Annotated in this window: 18 protein-coding genes; 11 read left to right on the forward strand and 7 right to left on the reverse strand. The window is 60.5% G+C overall.

What is annotated here, in order from left to right; translation table 11 throughout:
- Window positions 1-5 precede the first annotated feature (5 nt).
- The 6 genes from P3T18_RS04560 (at window position 6) to P3T18_RS04585 (ending at window position 5912) form a co-directional block, all read left to right on the forward strand.
- Window positions 6-962, forward strand: coding sequence for a type II secretion system F family protein (locus tag P3T18_RS04560; RefSeq protein ID WP_429298714.1), 957 nt, complete (start codon window positions 6-8; stop codon window positions 960-962).
- Window positions 959-1825: a tetratricopeptide repeat protein gene (locus P3T18_RS04565; RefSeq protein WP_429298715.1), complete on the forward strand. Its 867-nt coding sequence runs from the start codon at window positions 959-961 to the stop codon at window positions 1823-1825. The genes P3T18_RS04560 and P3T18_RS04565 overlap by 4 nt, the downstream gene beginning before the upstream one ends.
- A gap of 8 nt (window positions 1826-1833) precedes the next feature.
- Entirely contained in the window at window positions 1834-2451 is a 618-nt protein-coding gene (locus P3T18_RS04570; protein WP_429298716.1) for a TadE/TadG family type IV pilus assembly protein, read from the forward strand.
- Complete coding sequence (locus tag P3T18_RS04575) at window positions 2448-3122, forward strand: TadE/TadG family type IV pilus assembly protein (RefSeq protein ID WP_429298717.1); 675 nt, start codon at window positions 2448-2450, stop codon at window positions 3120-3122. The genes P3T18_RS04570 and P3T18_RS04575 overlap by 4 nt, the downstream gene beginning before the upstream one ends.
- Window positions 3119-4921, forward strand: coding sequence for a pilus assembly protein TadG-related protein (locus P3T18_RS04580; RefSeq protein ID WP_429298718.1), 1803 nt, complete (start codon window positions 3119-3121; stop codon window positions 4919-4921). The genes P3T18_RS04575 and P3T18_RS04580 overlap by 4 nt, the downstream gene beginning before the upstream one ends.
- A 271-nt stretch (window positions 4922-5192) precedes the next feature.
- The gene (locus P3T18_RS04585) at window positions 5193-5912 is read left to right on the forward strand and encodes an IclR family transcriptional regulator (RefSeq protein ID WP_429298719.1); all 720 of its coding nucleotides are present in this window, start codon (window positions 5193-5195) and stop codon (window positions 5910-5912) included.
- On the opposite strand, the gene P3T18_RS04590 is transcribed toward P3T18_RS04585, so the two are convergent.
- From P3T18_RS04590 to P3T18_RS04605, 4 genes are all read right to left on the reverse strand, one after another.
- Window positions 5900-6727 carry a citryl-CoA lyase gene (locus P3T18_RS04590; RefSeq protein WP_429298720.1) on the reverse strand — a complete coding sequence of 276 codons (828 nt, stop codon included), beginning with the start codon at window positions 6725-6727 and terminating at the stop codon, window positions 5900-5902. The two genes, P3T18_RS04585 and P3T18_RS04590, sit on opposite strands and share 13 nt — an antisense overlap.
- A 2-nt stretch (window positions 6728-6729) precedes the next feature.
- On the reverse strand, window positions 6730-7929 hold the full coding sequence (locus tag P3T18_RS04595) for a CaiB/BaiF CoA transferase family protein (protein WP_429298721.1): 1200 nt from the start codon (window positions 7927-7929) through the stop codon (window positions 6730-6732).
- 14 nt (window positions 7930-7943) lie between these two features.
- On the reverse strand, window positions 7944-9377 hold the full coding sequence (locus tag P3T18_RS04600) for an MFS transporter (protein WP_429298722.1): 1434 nt from the start codon (window positions 9375-9377) through the stop codon (window positions 7944-7946).
- A 526-nt stretch (window positions 9378-9903) separates the two neighbouring features.
- Complete coding sequence (locus P3T18_RS04605) at window positions 9904-10791, reverse strand: LysR substrate-binding domain-containing protein (RefSeq protein ID WP_429298723.1); 888 nt, start codon at window positions 10789-10791, stop codon at window positions 9904-9906.
- 178 nt (window positions 10792-10969) lie between these two features.
- Between P3T18_RS04605 and speB the strand changes: the two genes are divergently transcribed.
- Both speB and P3T18_RS04615 read left to right on the forward strand, forming a co-directional pair.
- A complete protein-coding gene (gene speB, locus P3T18_RS04610; RefSeq protein ID WP_429298724.1) occupies window positions 10970-11947 on the forward strand; it encodes an agmatinase in 978 nt (325 codons plus the stop codon).
- Window positions 11948-12004: 57 nt separating this feature from the next.
- A complete protein-coding gene (locus P3T18_RS04615; protein WP_429299038.1) occupies window positions 12005-13090 on the forward strand; it encodes a polyamine ABC transporter substrate-binding protein in 1086 nt (361 codons plus the stop codon).
- Between the two features lie 263 nt (window positions 13091-13353).
- On the opposite strand, the gene P3T18_RS04620 is transcribed toward P3T18_RS04615, so the two are convergent.
- Window positions 13354-13722: a winged helix-turn-helix transcriptional regulator gene (locus P3T18_RS04620; protein WP_429298725.1), complete on the reverse strand. Its 369-nt coding sequence runs from the start codon at window positions 13720-13722 to the stop codon at window positions 13354-13356.
- A 108-nt stretch (window positions 13723-13830) separates the two neighbouring features.
- On the opposite strand from P3T18_RS04620, the gene P3T18_RS04625 reads away from it, so the two are divergent.
- Window positions 13831-14565, forward strand: a complete 735-nt coding sequence (locus P3T18_RS04625) for an SDR family NAD(P)-dependent oxidoreductase (RefSeq protein ID WP_429298726.1) — start codon at window positions 13831-13833, stop codon at window positions 14563-14565.
- 689 nt (window positions 14566-15254) lie between these two features.
- On the opposite strand, the gene P3T18_RS04630 is transcribed toward P3T18_RS04625, so the two are convergent.
- Window positions 15255-16235 (reverse strand): NAD(P)H-quinone oxidoreductase, encoded by a 981-nt coding sequence (locus P3T18_RS04630; protein ID WP_429299039.1) that lies wholly within the window; start codon window positions 16233-16235, stop codon window positions 15255-15257.
- 54 nt (window positions 16236-16289) lie between these two features.
- On the reverse strand, window positions 16290-17186 hold the full coding sequence (locus tag P3T18_RS04635) for an alpha/beta fold hydrolase (RefSeq protein ID WP_429298727.1): 897 nt from the start codon (window positions 17184-17186) through the stop codon (window positions 16290-16292).
- 224 nt (window positions 17187-17410) lie between these two features.
- Between P3T18_RS04635 and P3T18_RS04640 the strand changes: the two genes are divergently transcribed.
- A complete protein-coding gene (locus P3T18_RS04640) occupies window positions 17411-18025 on the forward strand; it encodes a TetR/AcrR family transcriptional regulator (RefSeq protein WP_429298728.1) in 615 nt (204 codons plus the stop codon).
- A gap of 345 nt (window positions 18026-18370) precedes the next feature.
- A complete protein-coding gene (locus P3T18_RS04645; protein WP_429298729.1) occupies window positions 18371-18796 on the forward strand; it encodes a hypothetical protein in 426 nt (141 codons plus the stop codon).
- Window positions 18797-18892: the final 96 nt, after the last annotated feature.

Consider the following 18892-nt stretch of genomic DNA (forward strand, 5'->3'; position numbering starts at 1 on the left):
AGATCATGGTTTTCCCCGCCGCCAAGCTGCTCGACCTGTCGTTGTGCGTACTGCTGCTCGCCATCGCGTACTACTACTACCGCATGCGCAGCGGCCCCGCTGAGCGTGTTGCCGATCGCGTGCGCACGCTGAATGCGTTGAAGATCACCCAGACCGACGAAGCCGATGAAGTAGCGGATACGTTCGCGAAGCGCCTCGTCAAACGCATGGCGGATATTGGCGACCGGCTTCCGCTTCTCGACGCCAAGCGCCGCGCGGCGCTCACGCAAAACCTCGTGCGCGCGGGTTTTCGCAGCCGCCGCGCTACTGCATTGCTGGTTGCCGGGAAGTTTTTTGCAGGTCTCGCGATTGCGATTCCCGCGTTCATTTTCTTCCAGCGCGTACCGCGTTTCGGCGACTTTTTCGTCATGCGCGTGTTCGCTTCGCTCGGTGGCTTCATGGTCGGCATGATCATTCCCGAGTATGTGTTGGCCTGGTACTCAGGCCGCCGTCGCAACGAGATTTCGCTGTATCTGCCGGACGCGCTCGACCTGCTCGTCATCTGTACGAATGCCGGTAACAGTTTGAGCGTCGCGATCCGCCGCGTGTCGTCGGAGATCTCGATGATGGCTCCCGCACTCGCGCAGGAACTCACGTTCACCGCGAACGAGTTGCAGCTGGGCGGCGACAGCGCGGCCGTGTTGCGCAATTTCGCGGAACGCGTCGACCTGCCGTCCGCACGCAGCCTTGTTTCGACGCTCGTGCAGTCCATGCAGTACGGCACCCCGATCACGCAGGCGCTGCGCGTGCTGTCACGCAGCGAACGTTCCGCGCGTCTGATGGCGATGGAAGAAAAGGCCGCCAAGCTACCCCCGAAGATCACGCTGCCCATGATGATCTTTATCCTGCCGACAGTGGTGATGATCGCATGCGGCCCGGCGATTCTGACGCTGGGCTCGGTATTTGGACAACTACTCAAATGAAGCTCAATCTGATCACTCGCGCCACGCTGTGCGTATCCGCGCTTCTCGCCATCACCGCGCTCGGCGCATGCGGCTCGTCGCCGCGTGCGCAGATTCCGATGGCGCGTCCCACCGTGCTCAACTCTTCACCGAGCACCGCGAGCGAAATGCACATCGCCAATACCGCGCTACAAGGCGGCAACGTGCAGATGGCGGCATCGATCTACGAACGTGAACTGGCCGCGCATCCCGATTCGACGGAGGCGCTGCTCGGTCTCGCCGACACCCTGTACCTCGCCGGTGACATGAATCGCGCGCGCTCGATGTACGAACGCGCCGGCGCGATCGCCAAGGGCGCGCGCGGTCCGCGCATCGGCCTCGCGCGCGTCGCCGTGCATGAACGGCGCTTTGCCGACGCGATCGAACTGTACCAGCCGCTAGTCGCCGCCAACCCCGCCGACGCCGTTGCGTGGGCCGGGCTGGGCGCGGCCTACGACCTGAGCGGCCGGCATCACGACGCGCAGGACGCGTACCGCCGCGGCCTCGAAACCACGCCGGGCGACGTCGCGTTGCGCAGCAACCTCGGCCTTTCGCTGATACTCGATGGACAGCCGCGCGAAGGCGCGAACCTGCTGCTCGACGTAGCCAACGGTCCGAGCGCGCCGCCGCAGGCACGTCAGAATCTGGCGCTCGCCTACGGCGTGCTGGGTAACGACGAAGCGGCCGGCCGGATTCTCTCGATCGACTTGCCCAAGGGATCCGTCAACGACGATCTGCGCTATTACAGCGCGGTGAGGGATCTGCTCGCGAAGCAGGCTCCGGCCGACAAGCCGTCTCCGCGCGGACCGTCCGCGACGGATATGCGCATTTCGCCGATCGAATAAGGCCGCGCGTGCACGACCGCTTCGTCACCCTGTACAACCCGCTGCGTGCGCTTGGGAGCGCGCTGCGCCTCTGCGCACGCCGTTTTGGCCGCGACGAGCGCGCCGTGACCGCCATCGAATTCGCAATCGTCGCGCCCGTGGTCGTGTTCCTGCTGCTCGGCACGGTGGAAACCGGCCTCGATCTATGGGTCGATGCGACGGTTGAAACGGCCGTGCAGCGCGCTTCGCGACTTGGCATCACGACGCTGCCGCCCAATGGCCAAACGATGCAGGACGCGGTCAACGACAGCATCAAGGGCACGATGGTCGTGTGGATGTCGCGCGTGAAGACCTTCAGCGTCGTGAGTAAGGTCTATCCGTCGTACATCGGCTCCGCCGGCGCGGAACCGTACACCGACGTCGGCAATGTCGGCCACTACGTCAAGGGCGATCCCTTCGTGGACGTGAACAAGAACGGCGTGTGGGACGCGGACCTCGGCGTGAGTGGCACAGGCAACTACGACGACGTGGTGAGCTATTCGCTCACGATCACGATGAGCAGCTTCACCGGTATTCCCGAGCTGTTCGGCATCCCGACCCTGAGTTTCACCCGCACATTTGTCGTGCAGAACGAACCCTCCCAATGATGCGCTCTCTCATTCGCCGCTGCCGCCAGCGTGCTGCACGGCTTCGCCTGAAACGCTTCTGGCGATCCGACCATGGCGTTGCCGGCATCGAAACGGCCGTGATTGTGCCGCTTCTGCTATTCGTCATGCTCGGCTTCACCGAGCTGTATCTGTATCTGCGTACGGTGTCGGCCGCCGAGCGCGTCGCCTTCACGCTTGCCGACACGCTCGGCCAGAAGGCGAGCATCGTCGACGTGAATACCACGGCGAGCGCCAACAACATCGGCACGTACTGGTATGCGGCTACGGCGATCTCGCAACCGCTCGATTTTCAGAGCCGCGGCGAAGTGATCATCACGTCGATTTGCGACACGGTGTCGAATAACTGTCAGAACCCGCAGGCGATTGGCAGCGTCGGTTCGACCGGCACGCCAGCTACGCTTTGGCAGCGTCGCTCGCCGGTTAATGGTGCCAACAGCCCCAACCAGAATTCCCGGCTTCCGGCGGGGCTCAAACCCTCCGCGTGGCCATTTTTCAGCGGCGACTCGATGATCGCCGTCGAAGTGTTCTACCAGTTCAATCCGTTTCTGATGAGCTCCGCATTCTGGTCGAATGCGCCCGGCGTCGTCACCGTCTACGAGGTCGTGTTCGCCAGACCGCGCAAGACGCCAGTTCTATTGACTTCATCATGAGCGACACCTTGTTGCCTTCGCCGGCTTACGCCAAAGCTTCCATTGTCAGTCGTGCGCTGCGCATTGCGCGCGCGAAGCGCCGCCGCGAGCGCGGCGCGGTCACGCCCATGTTCGCCGTCTGTATCGGGCTCATTCTGATGAGCATGCTGGGCGGCATCGATATGATGCGCGTGCATCTGATGGCGGCGCGCTTGCAGAACGCGCTCGACGTCGCCACGCTGTCGGCCAGCGTGAACCTGAGCCTGTATCCGACCTTGCAGGGCAGCGACTTCGACGCATGGAAGACCAATGCGTACAACTATCTGATGAGCAATGTCCCGGACAATTACGTGAGCGGTACGGTCGACCCGAAGAGCTTCCAGGCAACCGTGACCGGCGCGCTCGGCACGGGGCAAACTGTATCCGTGCAGGTGAACGCGAACGTGCCGATGTGGTCCGCCGGTCTTCTGCCAATCCTGGTCGACACCGTCACTGCGAGCAACTCCGCAGTCCGTCGCAACGAAACCAATCTCGAACTGGTGATGGGCCTCGACAACACGGGTTCGATGGGCAGCAGCGCGACCGGCAGCGGCGGCGCGACCAAGATTCAGGGTTTGCGCGACGCGGCTTCGACGCTTGTCACACTCATGCTCGGCGACGGCAGCACGCCGCCCGCCGGCAACGCGGTGATCGGTCTCGTGCCGTTCGCGAGCACCGTCAACGTAAAAAGCATTGCCAGTTCGAGCAACTGGTTCGGCGCGCTGCCTTCGTACAACACGAATGGGGTGGTCGAAAGTTCATGGTCTGGCTGCACGGTCGAGCCGCGGCTCACCAACGGCAAACCGGATGAGCAGAACGGCGTGCTCGACGTGCAGACCTACAAGCCTGCAGATAAGGTTTTCAAGAAGTACTACTACAACGCGCCGGCTTCGGGCATGCAGGTGCAGACGTGTCCGAGCGGCACGTGGCAGAACTGCGCGTCGAACCTCTCCAAGCCGGCGACCACGATCAACAGCATCCCGTTCACGATAACCTCGGGCGGCGTGCCGAATCCGAATGGCGAGCCGGGCAACATCTACGCGCAGGATAAGTATTCCGGTCTCACGCGGATCTGGGCGCAACGCTCCGATAATCCCAACTCCACTTACACGCAGAACAACAACTGCATTTCGCAGAAAGTCGTGTTCCTGAGTTCGGATCAGTCCGCGTTGAATACGGCCATCAAGGGAATGAATGCGGCTGGATCGACCATCATTCCGCTCGGCCTGCTGTGGGGCTGGCGCATGCTGTCGCCCGATTGGGCAGGCACGACGGGGTGGGGCAGCACGACGCTGCCGTATCCGGTCGATAAGGTGGGCCTGAAGCGCGTGCTGATCATTCTCACCGACGGCCAGAACCAGGTGAGCGGCACGAACACGTTCCCGAACGCCATCTATAACAACGGACTAAGTGGCATTGGCAACGCGCTGCTGAACGTGCCGAGCGTCACGCGCGCGGACGGCAGCACGCTCTCCAACGGTCGTATCGACTCGGCGGAACTGCACAAGAACAGTCCGACGGATTCGAGCGCGGGTGGTGCCGGCTACGTGGACGACCTCAACACGTATCAGCTCGCGTTGTGCAACAAGATGAAGGCCGAGGGCATCACGATCTACGCGATCACGTTCGGCTCGGATTCGTCGAGCAGCGTCGCGCAGCAATCGATGCTCGCGTGCGCGACCGATGCCGATCACTATTTTCACGCGCCGGACAACTCGACGCTGCAGAAGACATTCGGGCAGATTGCCGGCAGCCTGAGCGAGCTTCGGCTCGTTAAATAGTGCGGTGAATTTGTGGCGGAGCGTTGCACCTTCGAAGCCAGCAGTCGCCTATAGAACTCAATTTCCGGCGTTAGACTGCAGCGGAGACAAGACGTTGACCATCTGGCGCATCTGCGAATGTCAGTGATGCTCTGCTGAAAAGAATATCACCTTATTTTTCATTGAACTGGAGGCCCGGAGCACAGCCACTGTGGCGTAAAATTTGGTTTTCTCATCATGCCTTGTCTGAACGATGCCAACGGAAAAAACCATCCCAAAGGACAGCGAAGGCGTGGCCGTGATCGACCGAGCCTGTGCGATCCTGTTTGCATTCCGCCCCGACGACGAAGCCCTCACGCTTGCAGAGCTCGCGGCGCGCACAGGCCTGTACAAGAGCACGCTGCTGCGGTTGGCGGGCTCGCTTATCCAGCATCGCTTGCTGCTGCGCCTCGATGATGGCCGCTATCAGCTCGGCCCCGCTACGTTCATGCTGGGCGCGCTCTATCAACGCAGTCTGAACATGGGCGATATTGTCGTGCCGCTGATGCGTGAACTTGCCGAAGCGAGCGGCGAGAGCGTCTCGTTCTATGTGCGCGACGAAGCAGTGCGTGTCTGTCTGCATCGCGTCGATTCGACGCATGCGGTGCGCTTTCATGTGCGCGAAGGCGACGTGCTGCCGCTGGAAAGCGGCTCGGGCGGGCGAGCACTTCTCGCTTTCGGCGGCATGCAGGGCGAACCGTACGAGAGGATTCGCGAAGATTTCTACTGTATGTCGATCGGCGAACGCGATCGTGAAACGGCGGGTATCTCTATGCCGGTGTTCGGTGTGCGTCAAAGTTTGCGCGGCGTCGTGACGCTGGCAGGTCCCAGCTCGCGCATCGATCAGGCATTTCTCGAACAAAATCTCGATGCGCTGTTCGAATGCGCGACGCGCGCCACCGATGCGCTCGGCGGCGACTCGCGCGCCATGCGCAACGCGCAGCGGCGTGCGCTCGAGGTTCAGGGCAAGTGACGTTCGGGCTTGCCCGTGTACGTGTAATTCATCTGGCGCGGCATCGGACCTTTATTGCGTTCCTTGCGGCCACGCTGTTCCCACGCATGCGAAAGAATGCCCACGGCGCGTGAAAGGCAGAATACGCCGCGCGCCAGTTCCGGCGCGAAGCCGAGTTCCGCGTAGATCACGGCGGTTGCGCCGTCGATATTCATCGGCACTGGCCGATTCTTGCGTGCTTTGAGCAATGCTTCGATGCCTCGCGCGATCGCGGCGTAGCGTCCGTCAATCGTTTTCTGTTCGACGCAATCGTCGACGAGTGCGAGCAGTCGCGTGGCGCGCGGATCGACGGGATGGAAGCGATGGCCGAAGCCCGGTAGATATTTGCCGTGCTCCGCGATGAATGCATCCACGCCGGATTCCACTGCGTTTTCCAGCGTCGCGCCGTTTTCCATGCGCTCAGCGATCGCGTCGTATAACTCCACCGCCTGCTGGCCCGCGCCGCCGTGCACGTCGTCGAGTGCGTTGATCGCCGATGCCATGGCGCCGTTCAACGGCAGACCGCAACTCGTCGCGATGCGCGAAATTGCAATCGAGGGCGCGTGCGGACCGTGATCCACGGAAGCGACGAGTGCCGCTTCGAAGAGCCGTGCCTGTGCCGCGTCGGGAAGCTCACCGCGCAGCATCAGCCAGATCATCTGCGGAAAACTGATCGCGCCGATCAATTCCTGAATCGGAAAGCCGCGCACGTTGATCGAGCCTGGATGAATGTCGATGATCGACGTGCCCCAGTAGTCGGCGGCGAGTTTGGCGGCGTCGAAATCGGGTTGCGTCATGCTCAGATCACTCCTTCAGCGCGTAGATGGTCGATATGTGCGTCGTCGTAGCCGAGCGCGACGAGCTGCTCGCGCGTGTTGGCCGAGAGAACCGGCGCGGGCGCGACAGGTGACGTGTCTGCATCGTTCAGACGAAAACCGGCGCGGGTCACGCGTTGCGCGTCGACCTCGCCTTCAGCGGGAAATTCGCGGATGAACTCGCGCGACGCAAGATGTGGGTGACCGAGAATCTCCGGTACAGACATCACTCGGCCCGCCGGCACACCGGCTTCAAAAAACTTTGCTTCCCAATTCGCGGCGCTGTCGCTCGCGAGCGCGCTTTCGATTTCGGCCTTCAGCGCGGCGCGATTCACTTTGCGCGCGTTGCGCTCGGAGAAGCGCGCGTCGTCGAGCAGATCAGCGCGGCCAATCAGATGACACAGACTCGCGAACTGCTTGTTTTCGTTCGCCGCGATGTTCAGCGGACCGTCGCCGGTCGCGAACGTGCCGGACGGCGCGGCCGTGAAGTTCTCGTTGCCCATCGGCTCGGGCGTGACGCCTGCGTTCAGATAGTTCGACACGACCCAGCCCATCGTCGCGAGCGTGGATTCGAGCATTGACACGTCGAGCATGCGCCCGTGGCCTGTCGTCCGCGCATCGAGCAAGGCCGCGCAGATGCCGAATGCGGCCGTCAATCCGCCGACCGTATCCGACACCGGATAGCCGACGCGCAGCGGCGCGCTGTGCGCGTCGCCGGTCACGCTCATCACGCCTGCAATGCCCTGAATGATCTGGTCGTACGCGGGGCGCTTCGAGAACTCGCCGTTCATGCCGAAGCCCGAGATCGCGCAGTAGACCAGCTTGGGATTCACCTCGCGCAGCGCGTCGAAATCGAGGCCGAGGCGTGTCATCACGCCGGGCCGGAAGTTTTCGACGAGCACGTCTGCGTTGCGCACGAAGTCGCGCAGAATCTCCTTGCCGCGCGGGTCTTTGAGATTGAGCGTGACCGATTGTTTGCCCGCGTTCACTGCGACGAACGAGGCGCCCATGTTGCGCGCCGATGCGTGTTTGTCGGCGCCTAAACGGCGCGCGAGATCGCCGCCTTCGGGATGTTCGATCTTGATCACTTCGGCGCCGAGCAGCGCGAGTTGATACGCGCAAAACGGTCCGGCGAGTACATTCGATAAATCGAGTACTCGCACTCCAGCCAACGGCAGCGTCATCTTTGAAGCCTCTTTCAATGCGAAATTTCGTCGAGATTGCGGTGATTGGTGCGCGGTCCGAAGAAGCCGATTGCGCCCATCACCATCACCATCGACACGGTGATCAACGCGAACACGCCGGTCACTTCGAAGTGACGCAGCGCGAAAGCGATCATGAAGCCGGAGAACATCGCGGACAGGCGCGACATCGAGTAAACGAAGCCGACGGCGCGCGCCCGCAAACGCGTGGGGAACAGTTCCGTCTGATAGGCGTGATAGCCGACGGACAGCAGCGTGCCGCACAGCGTGATGAGCACGCCGAGCGTCATCAGCATGGCGGGTGACGTTTGCGTCGCGAACAGGCTGCCGAACACCGCGATGCCGAGCGCGGAGAGCACGATCAGTGTCTTCCGTTCGATGCGGTCGGCGAAGGCCATGCCGAGCAGCGGGCCGAACGGATTCGAGATCGCGATCACGAACGAGTACAGCAGGCTGTGCGTGATCGTCACGCCTTTGGAGACGAGCAACGTCGGTACCCACGAAGCGAAGCCGTAGAAGCCGATCGACTGGAAGAGGTTGAACACGAGCATCGTGATCGCACGGCTGCGATACGGCGGCTGCCAGATTTCGCGGAAGGCGGCGCGCGTGGTGGCCGGTTCCACGGTCGGCACGGCGGCGGGCAGCGGGCGGCCATATTGGGCGGCGACTTTGGCTTCGAGCGTCTGCAGCACCTGTTCGGCTTCGGTAGTGCGGCCCTGTTGCGCGAGCCAGCGTGGGCTTTCCGGCACGCGGCGGCGAATCGCCCACACGACTAGCGCCCCCAGCGCTCCGATGATCACAACCCAGCGCCAGCCGTCGAGACCGAACGGCGTGCGCGGCACGAGCCACCACGCGAGGAACGCGACCGACGGCACAGCGCTGTACTGCACGAGGTGAACGAAGGCGAACGCGCGGCCGCGCAGATGCTTCGGCACCAGTTCGCTCACGTAGGTGTCGATTGTCACCAGTTCCACACCCACGCCGATGCCGGCGATCAGCCGCCATACGTTGATGGCGGGCGCCGTGGTTTGCAGCGCCATGATCAGCGTGGCCGCGGAGTACCAGAGCAGCGACACGGTGAACACGGTTTTGCGGCCGTAGCGGTCGGCCATGCCGGCTAGAAAGAAGGTGCCGATAAAAAGGCCGGCGAACGACGCCGCGACGAACGCGCCCAGACCCGAGACGCCGAAGAACGACGCCGTGGTGGTCGAATACACGCCGCTCTTGACGAGGCCAGGACCGACATACGCGGTGAAGAACAGATCGTAGAACTCGAACCAGCCACCAATGGAAAGCAGAAACACCAGCATCCAAACTGCGCGCGTCGCGGGCAGACGATCGATTCTCGCGTTGATACCGGGCACGGAGCCGGGCGCGCTCACGCTTGAATCGGGCGACGCTCCATGTGCGTCGAGCGGCAGGCTTGCCATGTGATCCTCCTAAAATGTCTCGCGGCTGGTTCGTTCTGTCTAAAAGAACGACGTTCTGTTTATGTGAGAAGGCAGGGTAGTCGGGAATGCGGGTGCTTGAAATACGGGGTTTTACCTAGTGAATACGTTCTGCGGGGTGAGGGCGGGAGTGCTGGTGGTCATTTGTGGCTCTGGAGATCCATCGGCATTACACACGCCGTTCAACTGTGGCGATCTATTTGCGTTTGGACTTTATTCACTAGTCGTGCTGCCAGGCTAAGGCAGAGCCTGTATAGGCGCATTCCTCAGCGGGAGAGACACGGGGTTGGAGGACCCGATGGAAATGGGCGAGCAAAGAGCTTGGGGAAGCGGTAGACGAGGTGACTCGGTTCGGCCAGTTCGGTCGCTAGCCTACCCACGCAAACGTCAGGTCCAATCAGATAGCGGACCTTCGCCCGCAATCAGGCCAATTGAGGCGTCGGTCAGAACGGTTATAGGAGCACAGGCCTTTCATCACGCCCGGCTGGCCACGTGCACGCTGTGGCGTCTAGCGCTCGGCGCGGCAAGCTCCGACCAGCCACTCATAGACCGCATCCACCCCAGCGGAACGCGCCGGCTGCGCTGAACGCATCAACCAGAGTGGGGCGAGCGCGAATCCCGGCACCTGCGGCAGGACCTCGACGCGCCCGCTTGTCAGCGCATCGCCGGCGGCGAGCCGAGACACCATGGCGATCCCCGCTTCCTGCTCGGCGGCCGCCACCAGGAAGCGTGGATCGCTGACGGTCATCGCGCGCCGGGTGCGCAATCCGCCACGCCGCAGTTCAGGCAACCATGGTGCCCAATCCGGATGGGCCTCGTGAACCAGCAAGGGCGCTTTCGTCAATAACTCGGGAAAGGGCACTGAGCGCAGACGATGCGCGGTGACAGGCCCGCAGATGGCGACCGTCTCTTCGTCCAGCAAGCGCTCGCATAGCACCTCGGGCGTGCGTATCTCCTTCGCCGAGACTACCAGGTCGACGTCAATCCGATCGATCTCGTTGACCTCTTCTCCGGTCACCAGCCAGATCTCAATGTCAGGCAACGCCTCCGAAAACGCGCGCATGCGCGGCATCAGCCAGCCCGACGCGAACTGCGGCGCACAGACCATAATCACCGAATCAGGATTGCCATACGGCTCGATACGGTCGCGGCCGTCGGCGAGTGTGCCCAGCGCCGATGTCACGGTCTGCGCATACAGCGTGCCGGCGGCGGTCAACGCAACGCCTCGCCCGATCCGCCGGAACAGCGGCTGCGCGGTCCATTCCTCGAGTTGCTGGATTTGATGGCTGATTGCCGATTGCGTCAGCGCGAGTTCTTGCGCCGCGCGCGTGAAGCTGCCGAGCCGCGCGGCGGCATCGAAGGCGAGCAAGGCCTGCAAAGGGGGAAGTCTGCGCATTGTCGAAGATCACGAGATATTAAAAATATCGATACTTCCAGCAAGATTTTTCGCTTTTCGATGGAATTTCTACCCGCAATGATAGCGTCAGTTGCCGCTCACCCGCATCCCGCCGTCTCTGCAGATATGAGAAATATTTGTGTGACGGCGTCCGTTAAAACTGACCGGACCGTTTCGTATGACCATGAGCCTTGCCTCTTCCCACCTCACACCAACCGCCGCTGCAGGTATCGACGGGCAACCTGCCGCCCCGACCTACGCGGGCGTGCTGTCCTTCATGCGCCGGCCATACACGCGCGATCTCACCGGTGTCGACGTCGCCGTCTCCGGCATTCCGCTCGACCTTGCCACGACCTTCCGCCCGGGCACGCGCTTCGGTCCGGCGGGCATGCGGGCCGCCTCCGTGCAATTGTCCGAGCTGGGTGCGTTTCCGTGGGGGATCGATCCGTTCGATCATCTGAATGTGGTCGACTATGGCGACTGCTGGTTCGACGCCCACAATCCGCTCGGGATTCGCGATGCGATCATCGCCCACGCACGCCAGATTCTGGCGACCGGCGCACGCATGCTGACCTTGGGCGGCGACCACTACATCACCTACCCACTGCTCATTGCGCACGCGGAAAAGTACGGCAAACCGCTGAACCTGATCCACTTCGACGCGCATTGCGATACCTGGCCGGACGACAATCCCGACTCGCTAAACCACGGCACGATGTTCTACAAAGCGATCCGCGAAGGGCTCATCGATCCCGCGCATTCCGTGCAAATTGGCATTCGCACGTGGAACGACGATTTCATGGGCGTGCGCATTCTGGACGCGCCCTGGGTGCATCGCAACGGCACGCAGGCAACGATCGACGAAGTGCTGGCTATTGTGGGCGACGAGCCGACCTACCTGACCTTCGACATCGATTGCCTCGATCCGGCCTTCGCGCCCGGCACGGGCACACCTGTAGCGGGCGGTCTCAGCTCGGCGCAGGCGTTGGAAATCGTTCGCGCGCTGGGCCCTGTGAATCTGGTGGGTGCGGACGTTGTGGAAGTGTCTCCGCCTTACGACCACAGCGACGTGACCGCACTCGCCGCCGCCCATCTTGCCGCCGACATGCTGTGCCTCATGCGCAATCAGAAGCTGCAACGCCTTCAGTGCATGTAAGACCAACGGCTTTATCTAAACCTTTATGGATGACTAACTAAATTGACCAACCCGATCATGAAGCCGATGCTGGCAGCACTGCTGCTCTGTGCGTTCGACGCAAGCTCGCAGGCCGACGAAAAGCAGCTCAATCTATACAACTGGGCCGACTACATCGCGAAAGACACGGTGCCGAACTTTGAAAAGGAGTCCGGCATCAAGGTGCGCTATGACGTCTATGACGGTGACGAAACGTTGCAGGCAAAACTGCTGACAGGTTCAACCGGCTACGACGTCGTGGTGCCCACTTCAAACTTTCTCGCAAAGCAAATCGAAGCCGGCATCTATCAAAAACTCGACAAATCGAAACTGCCGAACATGGTGAATCTGGACCGCAGTCTGCTGAGGCTAGTCGCTGATGCGGACCCCGGCAATCAATACGCGGTGCCGTGGGCGTGGGGCACCACAGGACTCGGTTACAACGTCACGCGCGTCAAAAAAATTCTCGGCAACGACGCGCCGCTAGATAGTTGGGACATCCTCTTCAAGCCCGAATATCTGAGCAAGCTGAAGAGTTGCGGCGTGTCCGTACTCGACGCGCCATCCGATGTGTTCGCGGTCACGCTCCACTACATCGGCCGGGATCCGAACAGCGAGAATCCGGCCGACTACCAGGCCGCCTATGAAGCACTAAAGAAGATTCGCCCGTACATCACACAATTCAACGCAACCAGCTACATCAACGATCTGGCCGGCGACGATATCTGCTTTGCGCTGAGCTGGTCGGGCGATGTGTCGATGGCGAGTCATCGCGCGCGCGAAGCCAACAAGAGCTACGAGGTCAAATACTTCATTCCCGCCGGTGGTGCGCCGGTGTGGTTCGACATGATGGCGATTCCGAAAGATGCACCGCATCCGCAAGCTGCGCTCGACTGGATCAACTATATCGAGCGTCCCGAGGTCCATGCAGCCATTACTAACGAGGTGTTCTACCCCAATGCCGATGCAGCCGCCCGTAAATTCGTGCGCCCTGAAATTCTCGATGATCCGACCGTGTATCCGCCTGATTCCGTGTTGAAAACGCTATTCCTGCTCAAGCCGTTGCCGTCGACGATCAAGCGGCTGGAGGGCAGGCTGTGGGCGCAACTCAAAACTGGCGGATAGGCGAGCTCACGTGCGATTGCGCGAGCGTGCAACTCAGTCCGTCTAGCTGAGCGCGGCGCGGCCAACGCGTTGTGCAATCGACCTGTTGCGTGGAGTATGGGGCCAACTACGACCGCTGGCTCGCGCTTCCCGCCGCACAAGAGAGCGCCGGCTCAGCATCGATACACCGCCGTTGAGGTGCCACGGCGTTCAACGACGGCAACGGTCGATGGTGCTCCGCCGCGTCGGGCAAGTGTCGGCCACTTTCGGTCGCTCGTAAGCCTCTAGGACGAATGATCACGCTCAGCGAGCGCGTTCACCATCTCTGCCATGTTCTCGGTTCCCCACGTGCATAGCGGAACGATCTTGTCGGCCAGACTCCGACCGAGCGGCGTGAGCGCATAGTCCACCCGTGGTGGCACTTCCTTATAGTCCGTCCGCTCCAGGATGCGATCAGCCTCGAGTTCCTTCAATTGCTGAATCAGTACCTTGGCACTCACCCCATGGACGTTGCGTTTGAGTTCACCGTAGCGCTTCGGACCGTCAAGAAGGAAATAGAGGATCAGTGGCTTCCACTTGCCGGCGATGATGCTGAGTGTGGCAGCGAGTCCATAGGAATAGCGGCCACCGCATTGCTCGGAACAGTCATTCATTTGATAGTTACCAAAAGGTGCATACTTGTCCTCAGGTTATCAGAACTGCATACTGGTCTCAAGCAAGCAGTTCGATGCTTCCGTATTAATCAAAATTGGATGCACGTGATGACCAGACTGAATGGAAAGACCGCTGTTATCACCGGCGGTGCGACCGGCATCGGCCGGGCCGCAGCAAAACGTTTCATCGACGAGGGGGCCTTTGTGTTTCTCTTCGGCCGCCGGCAGGAATTGCTCGACGTTGCAATCTCGGAACTCGGTCCCAATGCCCGCGCAGTGAGCGGCTCTGTCTCCGATATAGGCGACCTTGATCGCCTTTACGCGGCGGTGAAGGCCGAGCGTGGAACCCTTAATATCGTCTTCGCAAATGCAGGCGCGGGCAGCCAACTCCCGCTCGGCAAAATCACTGCCGAGCACATCGACGAGACCTTCGACACCAATGTGAAGGGGACGATCTTCACCGTACAGCAAGCGCTGCCGTTGATGCGCGCGGGCGGTTCGATCATCCTGACCGGCTCGAGCGCCGGAACCACCGGCGCGCCGGGAATGAGCGCCTACAGCGCGAGCAAGGCTGCGGTGCGGAATCTCGCACGGACGTGGGCGGAAGACTTGAAAGGCACGGGCATTCGGGTGAACGTGTTGTCGCCCGGAGCGACGGCGACCGAACTCGCGAAGGAAGCGTTGGGCGAGGAAGGCCAGAAGGTTTTCGCGTCGATGACACCGCTTCAACGCATGGCCGATCCGGCGGAAATCGGAGCGGTGGCGGCCTTCCTTGCCTCTCAGGACAGCAGCTTCATGACCGCAAGCGAGGTCGCAGTCGATGGCGGTTTGGCGCAGCTCTGAGGCCTGCGTTTGGAAACTCTTCCAGGTGCGAGCAATTTTTCAAGCTTACCGCTCGCCTCCGGCCTGGATCGGCAAGTGACGCAAATTTCTTTAGTTTAGCTAAGTCACAGAATACCCGGTTAGCTCCCGTATTGCAGTTTCAATGTCTTCAAAGGGCCGACATACGCCAATCGCATTGGACAGAAGTCGGCCAATTCCTACCACTCATGCGAACTATATAGCGGTCACTCGAGCGGCAGGACCAGTCTGAATCCGCACATGCTCAATGTAGGATCGTCAACGAGGCGGCGGCGAAGATGATCCGAGAAAAGCCGTTCGCCCTCGATTCTTGGGGAGCAGTAAAAGGTTAGCGTTACCGAGGACTTTCGAAGTGGTCCGCTGGCTGATGCCGCTTTCATTTCGCAATACGCTTTTGCACTCACCCCGCTCTCGATCTTACGATCTGTGACCGCATTGTTTCGTAGCGATGGCCTGCTGTACTTTGCTTCAACTTCGGAAAGCGGCGAGGTCATCCTGCTATCGGACCGTGAAACTCGCGAAGTGAGCCTCGTGGAACTGCTCTTTGAATATGTCGTCTCCGGTGCTGCAAGACTGCTATTCGATCCGTTTTCAACTTAGAGCAAATCCGAAAGACTCGTTCGGACCAGGACAACTACATTGAACAAGGACGTAGCGAATGGCTTTGGGCCTCAAGCGATGCACAACACGATTTTTCCCACGTGTTCACCTGCGTCCATTCTAGCGTGAGCTTTCGCGGCATCCGATAACGGGAACGTCGTATCGATAATTGGCCTTAATCGTCCTTCGATCAGGTGACGCCAGACGCGGTGCAACAATGTGTCTGCAATGTGCGCCTTGAATGCGGTCGACCGTGCGCGCAGCGTCGATCCTGTGAGCGTAAGTCGGCGAGTCATCACCGGCACCATATCGATCTCCGCCTTCGTGCCGCCCTGAACGGCAATCGTGACGTGTCGGCCGCCGTCGGCGAGGCACTGCAGATTGCGCGCCACGTAACTGCCTGCGACCATGTCCAGCACTGCGTTGACGCCACGTCCATCCGTGATGCGCTTCACTTCTTCGACGAAATCGTGGGTCTTGTAGTTGATCGCATGAGCAGCTCCGATTTCCAGCGCACGCGCGCACTTTTGTTCGGACCCACAGGTAACGATGACTGTCAGACCAAACAGGCGACCAAGCGAAATAGCCATCGTGCCGATTCCAGACGTACCGCCGTGTACCAGGATGACGTTGCCTTCGGTCACTTGTGCCGTATCAAACAAGTTGCTCCACACGGTGAACAGCGTCTCAGGCAGAGCCGCTGCTTCGATCATGGTAAGGCCCGCGGGTACGGGCAAACATTGACCTGAAGGGGCGCAGCAATACTCGGCGTAGGCGCCGCCCGGTACCAGTGCACAGACCGTTTGCCCTACGCGCGACGGATCTGCGTCCAGGCCTGCCTCGACAATCGTGCCCGACAGTTCCAGGCCGAGAATACGTGGTGCGCCGGCGGGTGGAGGATAGTGCCCGAGACGCTGTATCACGTCCGGGCGGTTGATGCCAGCCGCTGCGACCTTGATGAGATATTCTCCCGGCCCCGGTTTGGGTACCGGGCGGACGACGGGTCTTAACACCTCCGGGCCACCCGGTTCATCCGGATCGATAGCGATCATTGTCTCGGGCAAAGTAGATACAGATTGTTCATTCATCGCTTCGTGGCCAGTAGCTTATTGAACTGCCTGATGCTTGAGGAGAAACGCATCGATCGCTGTGTTGACAGCATTGGGATTCTCACGCGCGGCAAGATGTCCTGTGTCCGGCAGGACGACCAACTCGCTGCCGGCAATCGCATCGGCGAGGCTTTGCGTCTGATCGATATCGAACACGCGATCTTCGGCGTCTGCGATGACCAGCACTGGCACGTCACGGATCCGGCGCATCGTCGCGTGGAGATCCTTGCGGGCGAGCAGGATTCCCTTGATCGCGAAAGCGAGCGAGACGGGATCCTCGCGCATCACCTGGCCGAGATAGGCCAGGAACTCAGGATTGCGGGCTTCGGCGGCATGACTTCCAAAGCCCTGTTGTACTGCTGGCAGCAGCCAGTCGGGAGCGGTTTCGCTTTGTTCCAGACCTGCGGCCACCCCGGTCATCTGTTCGATCAACTCCGGCGTTGACGGTGACGCCGTCCCATTCGTGATGACGGCCGCGATTATCCGTTCAGACAGATCGGCTGCGGCAACACCGGCGACGAGGGAGCCCCAGGAGTTGCCGACGACGATGCATCTTTCGATATTGAGGGCGTCGAGAATCGACTTCAGGCATGCAACGGATTCCTCGACGGAAATTGGACGGCGGAGGGCATCCGATTCGCCGATTCCCGGCGGATTAACCAGCACAATCCGGTAGTCCGACGCGAAATGATCGAACTGGTAGCTCCACATTGACGCGTCCAGCATGAGGCTGGGCCAGAAAACCATAACCGGCCCGGCTTCGTTGCCGCCGGTACGAACGCTAACTTGACCGAACGCGGTCAATACCTTCCGTTCCTCAGTGTAAGTTTTCCAATTGCCCGTCGGAGGATTTGGTTTTTCATAATTAGTAGTGCTGAAAGTAACGTTTGACATTGAAAGCTCCGATTCAGTTTATGGTCGTACTAACGCCCGGCGGTGACTTCTGGCGAGTGGGGCCCGAGTTATCGTCTGCCTCATTCAAAGGCAAGTCGATAGGACACGATGCCTAGGGACCTCCATTTCTTGCGTCACCCTGCAGAAGCAGTCGCAGAAATCTACTCAGGCGATCTGAACGAGGGTAAGATGCGACTCTATATTTCGATCTTAACCGAGTCAAGATGATTCACGATCACCCTGCATCAATCCAGCCGAAGGCTTCATATCACCACGGCGACCTGCGCTCCGCCCTTGTCATAGCCGGCGAAGCTGTTCTTGAGGAGCAGGGCGTCGGCGGCTTCACGCTAGCCGAATGCGCGCGGCGTGCAGGAGTGTCCAAAGCCGCGCCGGCGCACCACTTTGGAAACGTTCACGGGCTTCTCGCGGCGATTGCCAAGAAAGGGGCGGATGAACTGGTCGGGCGTCTCGAGGAGGCACTTGCCCTGGTAAAGGATGGGCCGGCGCAGCGGGTGAGGTGCGTCGCGCGCGTCTACGTTGATTTTGCGTTAGACCGCCCTGAGCGGTTCCGGCTCATGTTCGGGCCGGCACGTCCGAGCGATCAGCGCGGCGAGACGCTTGTCGCTTCGATGGATTGTGCTCTGTATATTCTCGAGCGGGAGATCGCAGCAGTGCGCCCAGATATCAGTAACCGCCGGGCCATCACCGTGTTCACATGGTCGTTCGTACATGGCCTTGCAATGCTGTTGCTGGATCGCCGACTCGCTAGATTGATGGAAGACGATTCGGCAGATCGGGAGGTGCTGATTTCCGAGGCCGTGCAGTTGCTGTCTTTCTAGGACGCTAACCGTTTGCAGCACCTCGGGCGTTGTTGGCGGGGAGTTGTGCGGGAAAGTTTTGCTATCACTGCTCATCCCGCCAGAGCGACTTATCCCACCGGGCGGAGCAGATTGACGGGGCTCGGTGCGCAGACACTTTGCTGCTCCGAACGGCGTCCGTTGATGGAAAGAAGGAACCCGTTGTTGATGCACAGGGACACCCGGTAGCAGAAACAGCCGGCAATCCGCCACATGTTGTGATGCCAGATAGTCCGCCGCACCCGAAGATCGGGACAAAGTTATGCGCTAGCCAGCACGCGATCGATACATTTTTGATACCGCGAGAACCCTGATTCGATGACACCTATGAAGGCACTATTTTTTTCGGCCTCTTTGCTTTTTGCTCCGTTGATCGCCCACGCGGAAATCAGTCACGATACGTTTTGCTTTGGTTCGGGCGGGGCGAAATCGACCAACTTCGAGTTGCAAACCTATTCTGATTCGTCGAGCAAGTTGTCGTGGGGGTTTGTCCGGTACCAGAACTCGCGGCAAGCCATTCCGTTGATCCTGGCCGAATCAGCTTCGGAAACACTCGACAAGAATGCCCCTGATGAAACTACCACGACGTGGATCGAGGTCTACGGAAGGCAGGTCACAGGTGAGTATCAGATGGTGAGTCAGGGAACAATGGTCCCTTCGATGGTTTATATCAACCGGAAAACCGGCAGGAAAACTGCGTTTATTTTGGAGTCCGGTGCCGCGACTGATACAGGCCGCTGCGGCTGGCAATGACAACGGACCCGAGCAACGATTTGCACATCTTGTGTTTGGTCCTATTGATGGCTAGTCGATCTGCGCTAGCGCCCGCAAATGTCTACGCTAGTGAAA

Source organism: Paraburkholderia sp. GAS199, from assembly GCF_050436585.1.
GTDB lineage: Bacteria > Pseudomonadota > Gammaproteobacteria > Burkholderiales > Burkholderiaceae > Paraburkholderia.

What these genes read in the sequence shown, in the direction of transcription:
- P3T18_RS04560 (WP_429298714.1), top strand. Translation starts at nt 6, where the DNA reads ATGGTTTTCCCCGCCGCCAAGCTGCTCGACCTGTCGTTGTGCGTACTG.
- P3T18_RS04565 (WP_429298715.1), top strand. Translation starts at nt 959, where the DNA reads ATGAAGCTCAATCTGATCACTCGCGCCACGCTGTGCGTATCCGCGCTT.
- P3T18_RS04575 (WP_429298717.1), top strand. Translation starts at nt 2,448, where the DNA reads ATGATGCGCTCTCTCATTCGCCGCTGCCGCCAGCGTGCTGCACGGCTT.
- P3T18_RS04580 (WP_429298718.1), top strand. Translation starts at nt 3,119, where the DNA reads ATGAGCGACACCTTGTTGCCTTCGCCGGCTTACGCCAAAGCTTCCATT.
- P3T18_RS04590 (WP_429298720.1), bottom strand. Translation starts at nt 6,727, where the DNA reads ATGACGCAACCCGATTTCGACGCCGCCAAACTCGCCGCCGACTACTGG.
- P3T18_RS04595 (WP_429298721.1), bottom strand. Translation starts at nt 7,929, where the DNA reads ATGACGCTGCCGTTGGCTGGAGTGCGAGTACTCGATTTATCGAATGTA.
- P3T18_RS04600 (WP_429298722.1), bottom strand. Translation starts at nt 9,377, where the DNA reads ATGGCAAGCCTGCCGCTCGACGCACATGGAGCGTCGCCCGATTCAAGC.
- P3T18_RS04605 (WP_429298723.1), bottom strand. Translation starts at nt 10,791, where the DNA reads ATGCGCAGACTTCCCCCTTTGCAGGCCTTGCTCGCCTTCGATGCCGCC.
- speB (WP_429298724.1), top strand. Translation starts at nt 10,970, where the DNA reads ATGACCATGAGCCTTGCCTCTTCCCACCTCACACCAACCGCCGCTGCA.
- P3T18_RS04615 (WP_429299038.1), top strand. Translation starts at nt 12,005, where the DNA reads ATGAAGCCGATGCTGGCAGCACTGCTGCTCTGTGCGTTCGACGCAAGC.
- P3T18_RS04620 (WP_429298725.1), bottom strand. Translation starts at nt 13,722, where the DNA reads ATGAATGACTGTTCCGAGCAATGCGGTGGCCGCTATTCCTATGGACTC.
- P3T18_RS04625 (WP_429298726.1), top strand. Translation starts at nt 13,831, where the DNA reads ATGACCAGACTGAATGGAAAGACCGCTGTTATCACCGGCGGTGCGACC.
- P3T18_RS04630 (WP_429299039.1), bottom strand. Translation starts at nt 16,235, where the DNA reads ATGATCGCTATCGATCCGGATGAACCGGGTGGCCCGGAGGTGTTAAGA.
- P3T18_RS04635 (WP_429298727.1), bottom strand. Translation starts at nt 17,186, where the DNA reads ATGTCAAACGTTACTTTCAGCACTACTAATTATGAAAAACCAAATCCT.
- P3T18_RS04640 (WP_429298728.1), top strand. Translation starts at nt 17,411, where the DNA reads ATGATTCACGATCACCCTGCATCAATCCAGCCGAAGGCTTCATATCAC.
- P3T18_RS04645 (WP_429298729.1), top strand. Translation starts at nt 18,371, where the DNA reads ATGAAGGCACTATTTTTTTCGGCCTCTTTGCTTTTTGCTCCGTTGATC.